Genomic DNA, 12032 nt, shown 5'->3' on the forward strand with positions numbered 1-12032 from the left:
TGCTGAGCACGGCTGACGCGGGGGCCGGGGCGGCGCCGCCGCTCAGGCCGACCGTTCCGCCGCGAGGACGCCCCGCGGCGGAACGGCCAGTGCGCCCAGCCCCCGCTCGATGACGGCCAACTGCCCGGCCACGTGCGGCAGGGCGGCGGGATTGGCGCTCTCCAGCGCCTGCCACTGCTCCTCGGCGGTCTCGCCGTAGAGCTTGCTGGTGGCGATCCGCAGGCGCAGCGCGCCGGGGTCGTCACCCAGGTGGTGCCCGGCGAGGACGGCGATGCCGGCCCGCTCCAGCAGGTGGTGCTGCAGCCCGGCGGAGCCGTCCACGCCGTGCGCGGCCAGCTCCGCGCGCAGCGGTTCGTAGTCCGGGTAGAGGTAGAAGCCGGCCTGCGGGGCCCGGCAGCGGGCACCCGAGTCGAGCACGATCCGGTGCACCGCCCGGGCCACCGCGGCGTGCAGCCGGGTCGAGGCGGCGAGGTGGGCGCGCAGCTCGGGCGGCTCGGCGAAGGCGTAGGCCGCCACCTCCTGCATCGGCCCGGCCAGCGTCGACCACACCTCGCTCGCGTAGCCCGTCACCCGGTCGCGGACGGCCCGGCCCCAGGGGCCGGCCGGGAACCGGGCCGCCCCGATCCGCCAGCCGCCGAGGGCGAGGTTCTTGCTGAGCCCGGTGAGCACGATCGTCCGCTCCGGCAGGACCTGCGCCGGGCTGAGGAACGGCTGCGCGGGATCGTGCACGAGGTCGCGGTAGATCTCGTCGGAGACGACCGTCAGCTCCTCCTCGGCGGCCACCGCGCACAGTTCGGTGACGAGCCGGGGGCCGGCCAGCGTGCCGGTGGGGTTGTCGGGCAGGGTGAGGAGCAGGATGCCGGGCCGCCGCCCCGCCGCCCGCGCCGCCCGTACCGCCGCGCGCAACGCCGCCGGCTCGGGCACCCCGCCGCACTCCGCCGGGATCGGAACCCGTACCACGGCCTTGCCGGCGAGCTCGGCCTGCGGGGCGTAGGTGTTCCAGGCCGGTGCGGGCAGCACCAGGTCACCGGGCAGCACCTGCTGCAGCGCCATCAGCAGCGGCTTGCTGCCGGGGGCCACCACGACCTGCTCCGGGCCGGTGGCGGCGCCGCGCCGGGAGAAGTACCCGGCGACGGCTGCGCGCACGTCCGGGCTGCCCGCGACCGGCCCGTAGCCGTTGCGCCCGGCCCCGGCGGTCAGCCGCTCGACCAGCGGCGGGAAGACGGGCAGGCTCGACTCGCCGAAGCCCAGGTGGACGATCCGCGCCCCCTCGGCCCGCCGCCGGGCCACCAGCTGGTCCAGCGCCATGTTCGGCGAGACGTGCCGGTCGCTGTGCTCGGTCATGCCAGGGCCTCCTCGGGGGACGGAACGTCGGTGATCGGTTCGGTGGGAGCTGTCGGCGCTGCCGGTGTCGTGGGCGCGGGGGCGATCGCCGCCCGGATCGCCTCCGGCACCGGCTCGGCCGGCCGCAGCTCGTCCAGCCAGGCGGCGTCCGCCGACCAGTGGGCCCGGAACGGCCGGCCGACCAGCTCCGGATCGCGGGCCTGCAGCAGCCGCAGCTGGAAGTACCGCCCCTGCGCGTCCTCCTCGACCCCGTCGACCACCACCTTGCCGGGCGCGGCGGACATCACCGGCCCGCGGACCGTCCGCGCCAGCCCCGGCAGCCGCCGGTGCGCCTCGGCGAAGATCCGCACCGCCTCGGCCAGCGGCACCTTGAAGTACTCGTGCGGCCCGGTGTCCCGCTCCACGAACAGGTAGTACGGGACGGCGCCGAGCGCGAACTCGGTGCGCCACAGCTCGGTCCACACCTGCGGGTCGTCGTTGACCCGGGCGATCAGCGGCGCCTGGCAGTACACCACCGCGCCCGTCCCGCGGATCCGGGCGACGGCCCGCCGGGCGATCTCGGGGGCCAGCTCGCGCGGGTGGCTGTAGTGGCCCATCACGGCGAGGGTGCGCCCGCTCGCGACCACCTCCTCGAACAGCCGCAGCAGGTCGTCCGCGTCCCGGTCGGTGACGAAGCGCTGCGGCCAGTAGGCGACCGCCTTGGTGCCGATCCGGATGGTCCGCACGCTCTCCACGGCCAGCAGCGGTTCGAGGTGGCGCCGCAGCCGCTCGGTGGACATCACCAGCGGATCGCCGCCGGTGACCAGGACGTCGCTCACCCCGGGGTGCGCGCGCAGGTACTCGACCAGCTGCTCCGGGCCCTCGGCGGCGAACCGCAGGTCGGCGTCGCCGACGAACTGGGCCCAGCGGAAGCAGTACGTGCAGTAGCTGTGGCAGCTCTGCCCCTGCTGCGGGAAGTACAGCACCGTCTCCGCGTACTTGTGCTGCACCCCGGCCAACCGCTGCCCGTCGACGCTCGGGACGTTCAGCTCCAGCTGGCCGGAGGGGTGCGGATTGAGCCGGTACCGGATCTCCCGCACCGCCTCGCGCGCCTCCGCCGTCGAGTCGTCGGGCAGCGCGGCCAGCCGGCGCAGGTCCGCGGCGGGCAGCATGCCCTCCTGCGGGAAGAGCAGTTGGAACATCGGGTCCTCGGGGACGCGCTGCCAGTCGATCAGCTCCGACAGCACGTGGTCGTTGACCCGGAACGGCAGGACCCGCGAGACCAGTTCGACCGTCCGGCGGACCTCCGCGGACAGCCCGAACCGCCGCGCGACCTGCTCCAACTGCCGCGCCCCGTAGGCGCGGAACCGGGGTGGGATGGTGGGGCTCGTGGCCGCCAGGGGGGAGCGCAGTGCGTGCATCCTCCGATGGTGGTCCCGGAGCCCGGCACCGGTCCAGGCGCTCAGGACGGGCCGCTTGCACCCCCCGCTGCGCTCCGTCGTTCCTGAGCCGCACCCCCGCGCGGAGCCAATTCTCGGTGAAGCTACTTCTCGCTGAAGATGATCTCCTCGATCGGATGGGTCATCCGCACCGTGGAGCTGTTGGTCACCTCGACCACGTTTTGCAGGCCGGTGAGCGGCTTGGGGTGGTCGGGGAGGGTGAACTTGTCGGTGGCGCCGGCCAGGAAGGCGGGCAGGCAGCCCAGGCCCGGGCCGAACAGCCGGACGTAGTCGACCAGGCGGCGGAACAGCTTCGGCAGGATGACCAGGTCCTCGGTGATCGACTCGATGTTCTCGATCTTCGCGCCGGTGGTGGTCACGTCGTTGAGCCAGACACTGCCGGGGGCCTTGGCCGCCCGCGCCTGCTGCGCGGTGGCGGTCAGGTCCGCCCGCAGGTTGTCGGGCAGGTTCTGGTAGAAGGTCGGGTAGACCAGCCCGAGCGACAGCAGGTGGTGGTTGGCGGTCTCGTGCAGCATGTCGACGGTGACGTCCAGCCGGAAGCCGCTCTTCGCCGGCTTCGGGGGCGTGCCGACGCTCGGCGCGGTGCCTCGCCCGACCAGGGCGACGCAGCGCTGGAACACGTCGGCACCGCCGCTGAGGATGTAGCCGGGCACGGACGCCGGTGTGGAGGAGGTGACCTTCTCCGTGTCGTCCTGCACGACGTCGGTGAACCCCAGCCAGCGCAGCAGCTCGTCGCGGGCGGCGTGCGCGCCGAGCCCGAGCGGCTGGTGCGCGAAGTCCGGGCCGACGCCCTGGTAGTGGGTCTCCAGCGCGTCGATCGCGTCCAGCCGCAGCGAGGCGCCGCCGTTCTCGTCGCGCTTGACCCGGTTCCGGCCGGGAAGCTCGAACCAGAAGCCCGGGTCCTGCGGCAGGAAGTGGACGGTGTCCCCGTCGGGCCGGTCATGCAGGACCTGGTAGGAGCCGGTGATGAGCACCATGGACATGTCTGCCTCCCGGATCTGACAGTGCGCCACCGTCGCGGCTCCGGGCCGGCTGGCAATCCGTATGCGAAGCGTTCGGGCCCGGCCGGTCCTCGGACGGCGGATCCGGTGGCGGTCGTCCGCAACGTCCTTGCTTCCACCATGCGCCCGTCCGGGGGTGCTGTCACCCGGGCGGCGGCGGCCGCCAGCGCCCGCGCGGGGGCGTTCCGGGGGTGCTTCGCCGGGCTCGGTCACCCGCGGTGAAGGTGGACGGTGACGGAGCGTGGAGCGGTCCCGATGGCGGGTTTCGGACAAGCCGGCCCTCGGGGTCGATTTCCGGGAATCTCCACCGAACTCTCACCCCGTCACCTCGTCGGGTGACTCTCGTTCCGTGGCCCGACGCCCGACGCCCGCCCGCACCGGAGGCCTCCTCGTCCTCTCCCGTTGCGGGGACGGGCCGTTGACGGACGGGCCGCTCAAGGCAGGGCGTCGTAGGACCAGTTCGGGTCGCGGCCGGTGAGGGCCAGCAACTGCTCCTGGGCGTCGGCCCCCGGCGCGGTGCCGAGCGGCGGGTCGAACATCCCGGAACCGGCCAGGTGGCGGTAGCCCTGGAACTCGGCGAGCGCGTACCGGGCGGCGCCCGGCGGCATCCGGCCGCTCTCGCCCAGCGCCCGGGCGAGGTCCCAGCTGTGCACGACGGTCTCGGCGGTCAACTCGCGGGCGTACCCGCCCACATCGCGCACCCCGTACGGCAGGTGCACCTGGAGGTCCGGGGCGCCAGGCTGGTAGAGCGCGCGCACCGCGGTGTCGGCGGCCAGCACCCACACGCCGACCGGGTTGCGGCCCAGTACGTCACCGTCGAAACGGTGGCCGATCGTCTCCGGGGTGTAACCGGCCACCGCCTGGCAGACCCAGAGGTGCTGCGCGGCAAGGTGGTTCACCAGTGTGTGGATGTCCCAGCCCCGACAGGGCGTGGGGGTCGTCCAGCCGTCCTCGGGTACGGCCCGGACCAGCCGGGTCACCTCCGCTACGGCGGCCGTGTAGCGTTCACGGACCTCGACGTGGAACCCGGGTGGGTGCGGACACTCCATCGGAGGCCTCCCTCCTGCCCTGCTCACTCTCAGTAAAACGCCACGGGGAGTGGACCTGCCAGGGGTGCGGGCTTTTTCTCCCGTCTTCTTGCGGCTCCTGCTGCGCTGCGGGGCCGGACGGCGATCGGCCGGTCGCGGCAGGTGCCCGGCGGTCACCGTGGGTGGCTCGGCCGTCCACGCAGGGGAGCGGTCGTCAGTCCGGCTCGGCTCGGCACGGTTCGGCACGGTTCGGTTCGGCACGGCACGGCACGGCACGGTTCGATTCGGCTCGGCGAAGCATGGGGCGGCCAGGCTCAGCGGCGGGCCAGGTCCTCCAGGACGGCCTGCGCCGCGTTGTGCCCCGGGATGCCGCTGACACCCCCGCCGCGGACGGCCCCCGCACCGCACAGCAGCACGTTCGGATGGCCGGTCGCCACGCCCCAGCGGGCGGCGGCGCCAGCCACCTCCCCGTCGGCGAACGGGAAGGCGAGGTCGCGGTGGAAGATGTGGCCGCCCGGCAGCCCGATCTCCCGTTCCAGCTCCGGCGGCGTCCTCGCCTCGATGCAGGGCCGGCCCTCGGCGTCGGTGGCCAGACAGTCGGCGACCGGCTCCGCCAGGACCGCGTCCAGCTGCGCCAGGCTCGCCGCCAGCGCACGATCCTTGGCCCCGGGGTCCGCCGCCGGGTCGCCGAACAGCCGGGCGGGCATGTGCAGGCCGAACAGGGTCAGCGTCTGCAGCCCCTGCCGGACGGCCTCCGGGCCCAGGATCGACGGGTCCGTCAGCGAGTGGCAGTAGATCTCGGACGGCGGCGCCGAGGGCAGCCGGCCGGCCTGCGCCTCGGCGTGCGCGGTCTCCAACTGCCGGTAGCCCTCGGCGATGTGGAAGGTCCCCGCAAAGGCCTCGCGCGGATCCGCGGAGGTGTCCCGCAGGCGCGGCAGGCGGCGCAGCACCATGTTGACCTTCAGCTGGGCGCCCTCCGGTACGGGCCCGGGGGCCTCGCCGAGCAGCCGGGCCAGCGTCGCCGGTGCGGCGTTCACCAGCACCCGGCGGGCCGCCACCGTGGCCTCCTCGCCGTCCCGGTGCCGGTACACGACCTCGGCGTCCCCGCGGCCGCCGCCGCCGGCGCGGTCCGCGGCGATCGCGGTGACCTCGCTGTCGGTCCGGATCCGCGCTCCGGCCGCCAGCGCCGCCTCGGCCAGCGCGTCCGTGACCGCGCCCATCCCGCCGACCGGGACGTCCCAGTCGCCGGTGCCGTTGCCGATCACGTGGTAGAGGAAGCAGCGGTTCTGCCGCAGCGCGGGGTCGTGGGCGTGGGTGAAGGTGCCGATCAGCGCGTCCGTGAGGACCACGCCGCGCACCAGGTCGTCCGCGAAGGTCCGCTCGATCGTCTCGCCGAGCGGCCGCTCGAACAGGGTCGTCCAGGCCTCGTCGTCCGCCACCCGTCGGCGCAGCTCGGCCCGCGAGGGCAGCGGCTCGGTGAGGGTCGGGAACACCCGCCGGGCGAGCTGCCCGGTCATCCCGTAGAAACGCTGCCAGGCCTGCCAGTCGCGGTCGGCGCCGGTCAGCGTCCGGAACGACTCCCGGGTGCGGCCCGGGTCGCCCGCATCCACCAGCAGACCGGTGGGCTTCCCGTCCCGCTCGGCCGGGGTGTACGAGGCGATCCGGCGCCGCCGCAGGTCCAGCCGCAGCCCGAGGTCCCGCACCACCTTCCGGGGCAGCAGGCTGACCAGGTAGGAGTAGCGCGACAGCCGGGCGTCCACCCCCGGGAAGGCCCGGGCGGATACCGCGGCCCCGCCCACCCGGGGCAGCCGTTCCAGGACCAGCACCCGCTGCCCGGCCCGCGCCAGGTAGGCCGCCGCCACCAGCCCGTTGTGCCCGCCGCCGACGATCACGACGTCGTACCGCGAGGACGCGTTCGTGTTCATCCGGCCACGCTACGACAGGGCGCGGGCGCGCGGAACAGCCGCGCAGGCCCGGATCGTCGGATCCTGCGCAGGGCGCCGTCCGCGCGCAGGTCGGCGCGCGCGGGGTAGCCGTCGACGGCCGTGCTCGGCTCGGCCTCGGCCCCTCGACGGGTCGGAGCCTTTCGCGGGGCGCGCCGCGGACCCCACAATGGGGCGGTCGGATCACGGGGGGCGGGGGAACCGGGGTGCAGTGGCTGCTGGGGCTCGGTGGGGCCCTGTTGCTCGGAATGCTGACCAACCTGGTGTACGACTTCGCCAAATACGGCGGCTCGCGCCTCGGTTCACGGGTGCCGGCGCCGCGCGTCCGGCGGGCGAGCCTGTCGGCGGCGGCCCGGGCGCACGACGTCCGGGCGGACGGCCTGGCCCCGCTGATCACCTGGTCGGCCGCCCGGCCGCTGACCCCGGGCACGCTGGTGACCTCGTACGACGGCCGGGTCGTCCGCCCGCACGTGCTGGACCGGGTCGGCTGGGACGCGGAGGTGGCGCGTCAACGCGAGGCCGGGGCGGCGGGCCGGACCGCGTACCTCACCCGGCTGACGGTCGACCACGGCGAGCACAGCGCCGCCCGGGTGTGCGAGGTGACCATCGCCGAGAGCGACTACGCGGAGTGCATGGCCACCACCCGGCTGGGCCGGGAGGACGCGGAGGCGGGCCGGCTGCTGCGCGAGGCACTGGACGAGGGCCTGACGGGCTTCGTCGCCACCGCGCCGCCCACGATGGTCAGCGCCTGCGTCGCGGTGCGGGACCGCGGCGGACGGTTGTTGCTGCTGCGCCGCTCACTGGCCGTCAGGACCTTCCCGGCGCAGTGGACGGTCGGGATCAACGAGACGATGAAGTACCGGGATGAGCCTGGCGCCGCCGAGGACTTCTACGCGCTGGTCCACCGGGCGCTGGAGGAGGAGCTGGGGCTGCTGCCGGCCGACGTCGGGCCGACGGTGATCACCTGGCTGGGCTGGAGCGAGCCGGCCTCCTGCTACACGCTGGTTGCCACCGTCCGGGCCCGGCTGGACGCGGCCGAGATCGACCGCCGCCGGGAGGCCTGCCACAGCACCTTCGAGCACGACCTGGCGGTCTGGGTGCCGTTCACCCGCCGCTCGGTGTCCGAGCTGGTCGAGGGTGGCGCCTGCCCGGACGGCTCGCGCCGCTGGTCGTACCTGGCTCCCCTGGTGGCCCGGGAGGCCTGGCGGGCGGCGCAGCAGGATCGGGCGTAGCGGCGGCCCATGAGGGTGCCTCATGGGGCGGGTCATGAGCTCCACTCATGAGCTGCGACATGAGCTCCCTTCATGGGCCGGGTCATGAGGTTCCCTCATGGGCCGTGACATGAGGTTCCCTCACGGGGCGACCTCATGAGACTTCCTCATGGGCCCACCCCATGAGCTCCGCTCATGACACCGCCGCTCGGGGCCGCCGTCAGCGGACGGCGGACTGCCAGTCCGTGGGCCCGCTCACCGGGAGGTGGCCGGGCAGGCCGGGGGTCCAGCGCTTGCTGCCGTCCGGCAGGACTGCCAGGGCTTCGACGCCGGGCTGCCGGGCCGCCCAGGCGAGAGCGCGTTCGGGGCCCATGGCGAAGGCGGCGGTGGCCCAGGCGTCGGTACGGGCGATGCCGGTGCCGGGGGCGCCGACCAGGGTGAGGGAGGCCAGGCCGGTGGCCGGGCGGCCGGTGTGCGGGTCGATGACGTGCGTGCCGCGTTCGGCGGTGCCCGAGGTGGCCACGGCCAGGTCCTGGCCGGCCAGGACGGCGGTGAGCAGGCCCGGCCGCCCGGGGTCGGCGACGCCGATCCGCCACGGCCCGCCGCTGGTCTGCACGTCCCCGCCACCGCTGACGCAGTACTGCCGGGCACCGGTGGAGCGCAGCAGGGCGGCCGCCTCCTCGACGGCCCAGCCCTTGACCCAGCCACTGGGGTCGAGCCGGCCGCCGGGGCGGTCGGTGAACCAGCCGTCGGTCTGCGCGGCGACCTCCCGGCAGGCGGCCAGCACGGCGGGGACCTCCGGATCGCAGTCGTCCAGGGCCAGTTCCCCACGGTCGAGGCGGCTGATGTCGCTCTCCGGCCGGTAGGTGGAGAACACCGCGTCGATGCGGTGCAGCCGTTCGGCGATCCGGTCCAGCACGGCGGCGGTGTCCGGGCCGGGGTCGCGGACGACGATCGAGAAGACGGTGCCCATGACGGGTTCGGCGCGGCGGAGCACGGTGTCGCGGAGCTCGGTGTGGCGGAGCACTGGGTCCTCAGCCCTTGGCCCGGTCGAGGGCGCTCTGCAGCGAACGGACGTAGCCGTCGCTGGTGTACGTCGCGCCGCTGACCACGTCGATCTGCGCGTTCTGTGCGGAGATCGCCTCCTGGTTGAGCACCGGCAGGGCGGAACTGTTGATCTCGCGGTCCCGCCGTTCGGAATTGGGGTACTTGACCACGTCGACGGCGGTGATCCGGCTGCCGGCCAGGGTGACCTGGACCTGCACCGGGCCGTACCGGGTGTTGACGGTGTCGCCGCTGACCTTCCGGGTCGCACCGGCGGGGGCGGCGGAGGCGGACGGGGCGGCGGAGCCCGGGGCACCGGACGGCGCCGAGACATCGGACCCGGAGCCGGAGCCGGTCCCGGACCCGGACCCGGAGCCGGTCCCCGCCCCGGCCCCCGAGCCGATCACCGGAGGCGGCCCGGCCGCCTCGTGCGGTTTGAGGGAGAGCAGCAGTACCACCCCGGCGGCGGTGGCGGCGCTGGTGACGACGGCTCGGCGCAATGGAATCGATGCTCCTGCGGATCGGGAGCCCGGACGGGCTCGGAAGGCTCGGAGGCCCGCAAAACTCGGCGGCTCAGAGGGCTGGGAAGGCTCAGCGGGCTCAGAAGGAGAAGTTCTCGTGGTGGATGCGTCCGGGCCGTACCCCCGCGGCCCGCAGCGCCTGGACGGCCTCCTCGGCCAGCGCCTCCGGCCCGCACAGGTAGACCTCGTGCCCGGCGAGGTCCGGGACGAGCCGGACGAGCTCGGCACCGAGGTCGCCGACCTGCTCGCGCGAACCGAGCAGCTCGTGCACGACCGCGCCGCGCCGCCGGGCGATGTCGGCGAGCTCCGCCCGGAACAGCACGTCCTCTGCCCGCCGGGCCCGCTGGACCAGCGTCAGCTCACCCGGCAGCGTCTCGAACAGTGCGCGCAGCGGGGTGATCCCGACGCCCGCCCCGAGCAGCAGCACCCGGCGCTGCCGCTGCCGCCGCCGGGTGAACGCGCCGTACGGGCCCTCGGCGCGCACCGGGGTGCCCGGGCGCAGGGTGGCGACCGCCGCGCTGTGCCCGCCGAGGTCCTTGACGGTGAAGCGGAGGAAGCGCAGGTGCGGCGGCGCGGACAGCGAGTACGGGTTGGCGGCCCAGCGCAGGCCGGGAGCCTGGAACTGGAGCCGGAAGAACTGGCCGGGCTCGGCGCGCAGTTCGTCCAGCCGCTGCCCGGTCAGGAACAGCGACACCACGCCGGGGCCCTCCGGCCGCACTTCGGCGACGCGCAGCCGGTGCCGTCGGTCGAGCAGCCACGGCCGGGCCAGCCGGTACCAGCCGAGCAGTGCCGCCGTCCCGAAGTAGAGCGCGTACCAGGCGGCCCGGCCGGGGCCGCCGCCGAGGTCGGCGCCGGTGGCCGCCTGGTGGGAGAAGGCGAGCGCGACCGCCAGGTACGTCACCAGGTGCAGGTAGTACCAGGCCTCGTACGGGAGCCGGCGGCGCGCCGCCCGGGCGGAGACCGCGCCGGTGCCGAGCAGCAGCAGGGTGCCCAGGGTGGCCTTGATCATCTCGGGGTAGTGGAAGACGATCTCCACGCCTTCGCCGAGCGGGCCGCGCCCGTCGGTCAGGGCGTAGCCCCAGACGATCGTCAGTACGTGCACGGAGACGGCGGCCACCAGCCAGCGCCCGCCGAAGGCGTGCCAGCGCGCCAGCCGGTCCGCGCCGACCCCGCGTTCCAGCGGCGGCAGCCGGGCCATCAGCAGGAGCAGCACGGGCGCGGCGTACCCGGCGAGTAGTCCGGTGATGCGGCCGGCGCCGGTCAGCCAGCCGGCCGCGCCGACGACCGCCGGGGTGCTCACCCACCACAGCGCGATCACCCCCAGCCCGCCCACGGCGATCAGCGCGAGCGCGACGGCAGGGTCCAGCGCGAACGGCGGGCGCGGCGCCGCCCGGTGCCCCCGGTCGGCGGGTGCCGGCCGGGAGCGTCGCCCGGGCCGCTGGGGGCCGGGCCGCCGCGGGGCCGGCCGCCTTGGGTCGGGGTGACGCGGACCGGGCCGCGACTCCGGTGCGGCGGCAGTGCTCATCGGGGAACCTCCTCAGGGCCCGGCGGCGGGTGCCGCCGAGGCGGACCACGATCGCACCGCAAGCTCTGAGCCGCCTCTGAACGAGTCCGCGTCCCGCACCCCCGCCACGAGGGTGAAATCGCTGGTCAGAGCCGCTGTGCAGGCCACGAACGGCCGCCCGGGGTCTCAGGGGTTTCTCATCGTGGCGGTCCAGGATGAGCGGTGCGCAGCACGAGCCCGAGGGAGCACCATGGACGAGAACGCAAACCGCCCCGGGTGGCGCGTCCTGGTCGTCGACGACGAGCCGGACCTGGTCGAGGTGGTCTGCGGCGCCGTCCGCTACGAGGGCTGGCAGGCGCGCGGCGCGACCACCGGCCTGGCCGCCGTCGAGGCCGCAGCGGCCTGGCGGCCGCACGCCGTGGTGCTCGACATGATGCTGCCGGACCTCGACGGCCTGGAGGTGCTGCGCCGCCTCCACGCCGAGCGTCCAGAGGTGAGGGTGCTCTTCCTGACCGCCCGGGACGCCGTCGAGGAGCGGATCGAGGGCATCGCGGCGGGCGGTGACGACTACGTGACCAAGCCGTTCAGCCTGGCCGAGGTGGTCGTCCGGCTGCGCGGCCTGCTGCGCCGGGCCACCCAGTCGGCCACCCCGTCGGCCGGCTCACCGGTCGACGCGCGGCAGCCGCCCGCGCACGCGCTGGTGCTCGGCGATCTGGTGCTGGACGACCGGGCCCGCGAGGTGACCCGCGGCGGCGAGACCGTCGAGCTCAGCCCGACCGAGTACGCGCTGCTCGCCCACCTGATGCGCCACCCCCGCCAGGTACTCAGCAAGGCGCAGATCCTGGACGCCGTCTGGTCGTACGACTTCGGCGGGCAGGCGCACATCGTCGAGCTGTACATCAGCTACCTGCGCAAGAAGCTGGACGCCGGGCGCAGTCCGATGATCCACACGGTGCGCGGCGCCGGGTACCTGATCAAGGCCGCGCAGTGACGCCCC

At 74.9% G+C, this 12032-nt stretch carries 10 protein-coding genes; 2 read left to right on the forward strand and 8 right to left on the reverse strand.

The window, feature by feature from the left end; genetic code table 11:
• Positions 1 to 42 precede the first annotated feature (42 nt).
• The 5 genes from BX285_RS31245 to BX285_RS31265 all read right to left on the reverse strand — a co-directional run bounded on the left by BX285_RS31245 (position 43) and on the right by BX285_RS31265 (position 6737).
• Entirely contained in the window at positions 43 to 1344 is a 1302-nt protein-coding gene (locus tag BX285_RS31245; RefSeq protein WP_121178956.1) for a pyridoxal phosphate-dependent aminotransferase, read from the reverse strand.
• Positions 1341 to 2744, reverse strand: coding sequence for a KamA family radical SAM protein (locus BX285_RS31250; RefSeq protein WP_121178957.1), 1404 nt, complete (start codon positions 2742 to 2744; stop codon positions 1341 to 1343). The genes BX285_RS31245 and BX285_RS31250 overlap by 4 nt, the downstream gene beginning before the upstream one ends.
• 122 nt (positions 2745 to 2866) lie before the next feature.
• On the reverse strand, positions 2867 to 3766 hold the full coding sequence (locus tag BX285_RS31255; protein WP_097234821.1) for a nuclease: 900 nt from the start codon (positions 3764 to 3766) through the stop codon (positions 2867 to 2869).
• 452 nt (positions 3767 to 4218) lie between these two features.
• Positions 4219 to 4833, reverse strand: coding sequence for a TIGR03086 family metal-binding protein (locus BX285_RS31260; protein ID WP_121178958.1), 615 nt, complete (start codon positions 4831 to 4833; stop codon positions 4219 to 4221).
• A gap of 293 nt (positions 4834 to 5126) precedes the next feature.
• Positions 5127 to 6737, reverse strand: coding sequence for an NAD(P)/FAD-dependent oxidoreductase (locus BX285_RS31265; RefSeq protein WP_121178959.1), 1611 nt, complete (start codon positions 6735 to 6737; stop codon positions 5127 to 5129).
• Positions 6738 to 6961: 224 nt separating this feature from the next.
• Between BX285_RS31265 and BX285_RS31275 the strand changes: the two genes are divergently transcribed.
• Positions 6962 to 7987, forward strand: coding sequence for an NUDIX domain-containing protein (locus BX285_RS31275; RefSeq protein WP_097234818.1), 1026 nt, complete (start codon positions 6962 to 6964; stop codon positions 7985 to 7987).
• Between the two features lie 199 nt (positions 7988 to 8186).
• On the opposite strand, the gene BX285_RS31280 is transcribed toward BX285_RS31275, so the two are convergent.
• The 3 genes from BX285_RS31280 to BX285_RS31290 all read right to left on the reverse strand — a co-directional run bounded on the left by BX285_RS31280 (position 8187) and on the right by BX285_RS31290 (position 11056).
• Positions 8187 to 8939, reverse strand: a complete 753-nt coding sequence (locus BX285_RS31280) for an FAD:protein FMN transferase (protein ID WP_121179103.1) — start codon at positions 8937 to 8939, stop codon at positions 8187 to 8189.
• 61 nt (positions 8940 to 9000) lie between these two features.
• Positions 9001 to 9510, reverse strand: coding sequence for an FMN-binding protein (locus BX285_RS31285; protein ID WP_121178961.1), 510 nt, complete (start codon positions 9508 to 9510; stop codon positions 9001 to 9003).
• 100 nt (positions 9511 to 9610) lie between these two features.
• Positions 9611 to 11056: a ferric reductase-like transmembrane domain-containing protein gene (locus tag BX285_RS31290; RefSeq protein ID WP_121178962.1), complete on the reverse strand. Its 1446-nt coding sequence runs from the start codon at positions 11054 to 11056 to the stop codon at positions 9611 to 9613.
• Positions 11057 to 11285: 229 nt separating this feature from the next.
• On the opposite strand from BX285_RS31290, the gene BX285_RS31295 reads away from it, so the two are divergent.
• The gene (locus BX285_RS31295) at positions 11286 to 12026 is read left to right on the forward strand and encodes a response regulator transcription factor (RefSeq protein WP_121178963.1); all 741 of its coding nucleotides are present in this window, start codon (positions 11286 to 11288) and stop codon (positions 12024 to 12026) included.
• Positions 12027 to 12032: the final 6 nt, after the last annotated feature.

Origin of the sequence: Streptomyces sp. 1114.5, from assembly GCF_003635085.1 — a bacterium.
Classification (GTDB): Bacteria; Actinomycetota; Actinomycetes; order Streptomycetales; family Streptomycetaceae; genus Kitasatospora.

Bases quoted from the DNA above. Each gene is read 5' to 3' on its own strand.
- BX285_RS31260 (WP_121178958.1), bottom strand. From the start codon at position 4,833: ATGGAGTGTCCGCACCCACCCGGGTTCCACGTCGAGGTCCGTGAACGC.
- BX285_RS31245 (WP_121178956.1), bottom strand. From the start codon at position 1,344: ATGACCGAGCACAGCGACCGGCACGTCTCGCCGAACATGGCGCTGGAC.
- BX285_RS31295 (WP_121178963.1), top strand. From the start codon at position 11,286: ATGGACGAGAACGCAAACCGCCCCGGGTGGCGCGTCCTGGTCGTCGAC.
- BX285_RS31290 (WP_121178962.1), bottom strand. From the start codon at position 11,056: ATGAGCACTGCCGCCGCACCGGAGTCGCGGCCCGGTCCGCGTCACCCC.
- BX285_RS31280 (WP_121179103.1), bottom strand. From the start codon at position 8,939: ATGGGCACCGTCTTCTCGATCGTCGTCCGCGACCCCGGCCCGGACACC.
- BX285_RS31265 (WP_121178959.1), bottom strand. From the start codon at position 6,737: ATGAACACGAACGCGTCCTCGCGGTACGACGTCGTGATCGTCGGCGGC.
- BX285_RS31255 (WP_097234821.1), bottom strand. From the start codon at position 3,766: ATGTCCATGGTGCTCATCACCGGCTCCTACCAGGTCCTGCATGACCGG.
- BX285_RS31250 (WP_121178957.1), bottom strand. From the start codon at position 2,744: ATGCACGCACTGCGCTCCCCCCTGGCGGCCACGAGCCCCACCATCCCA.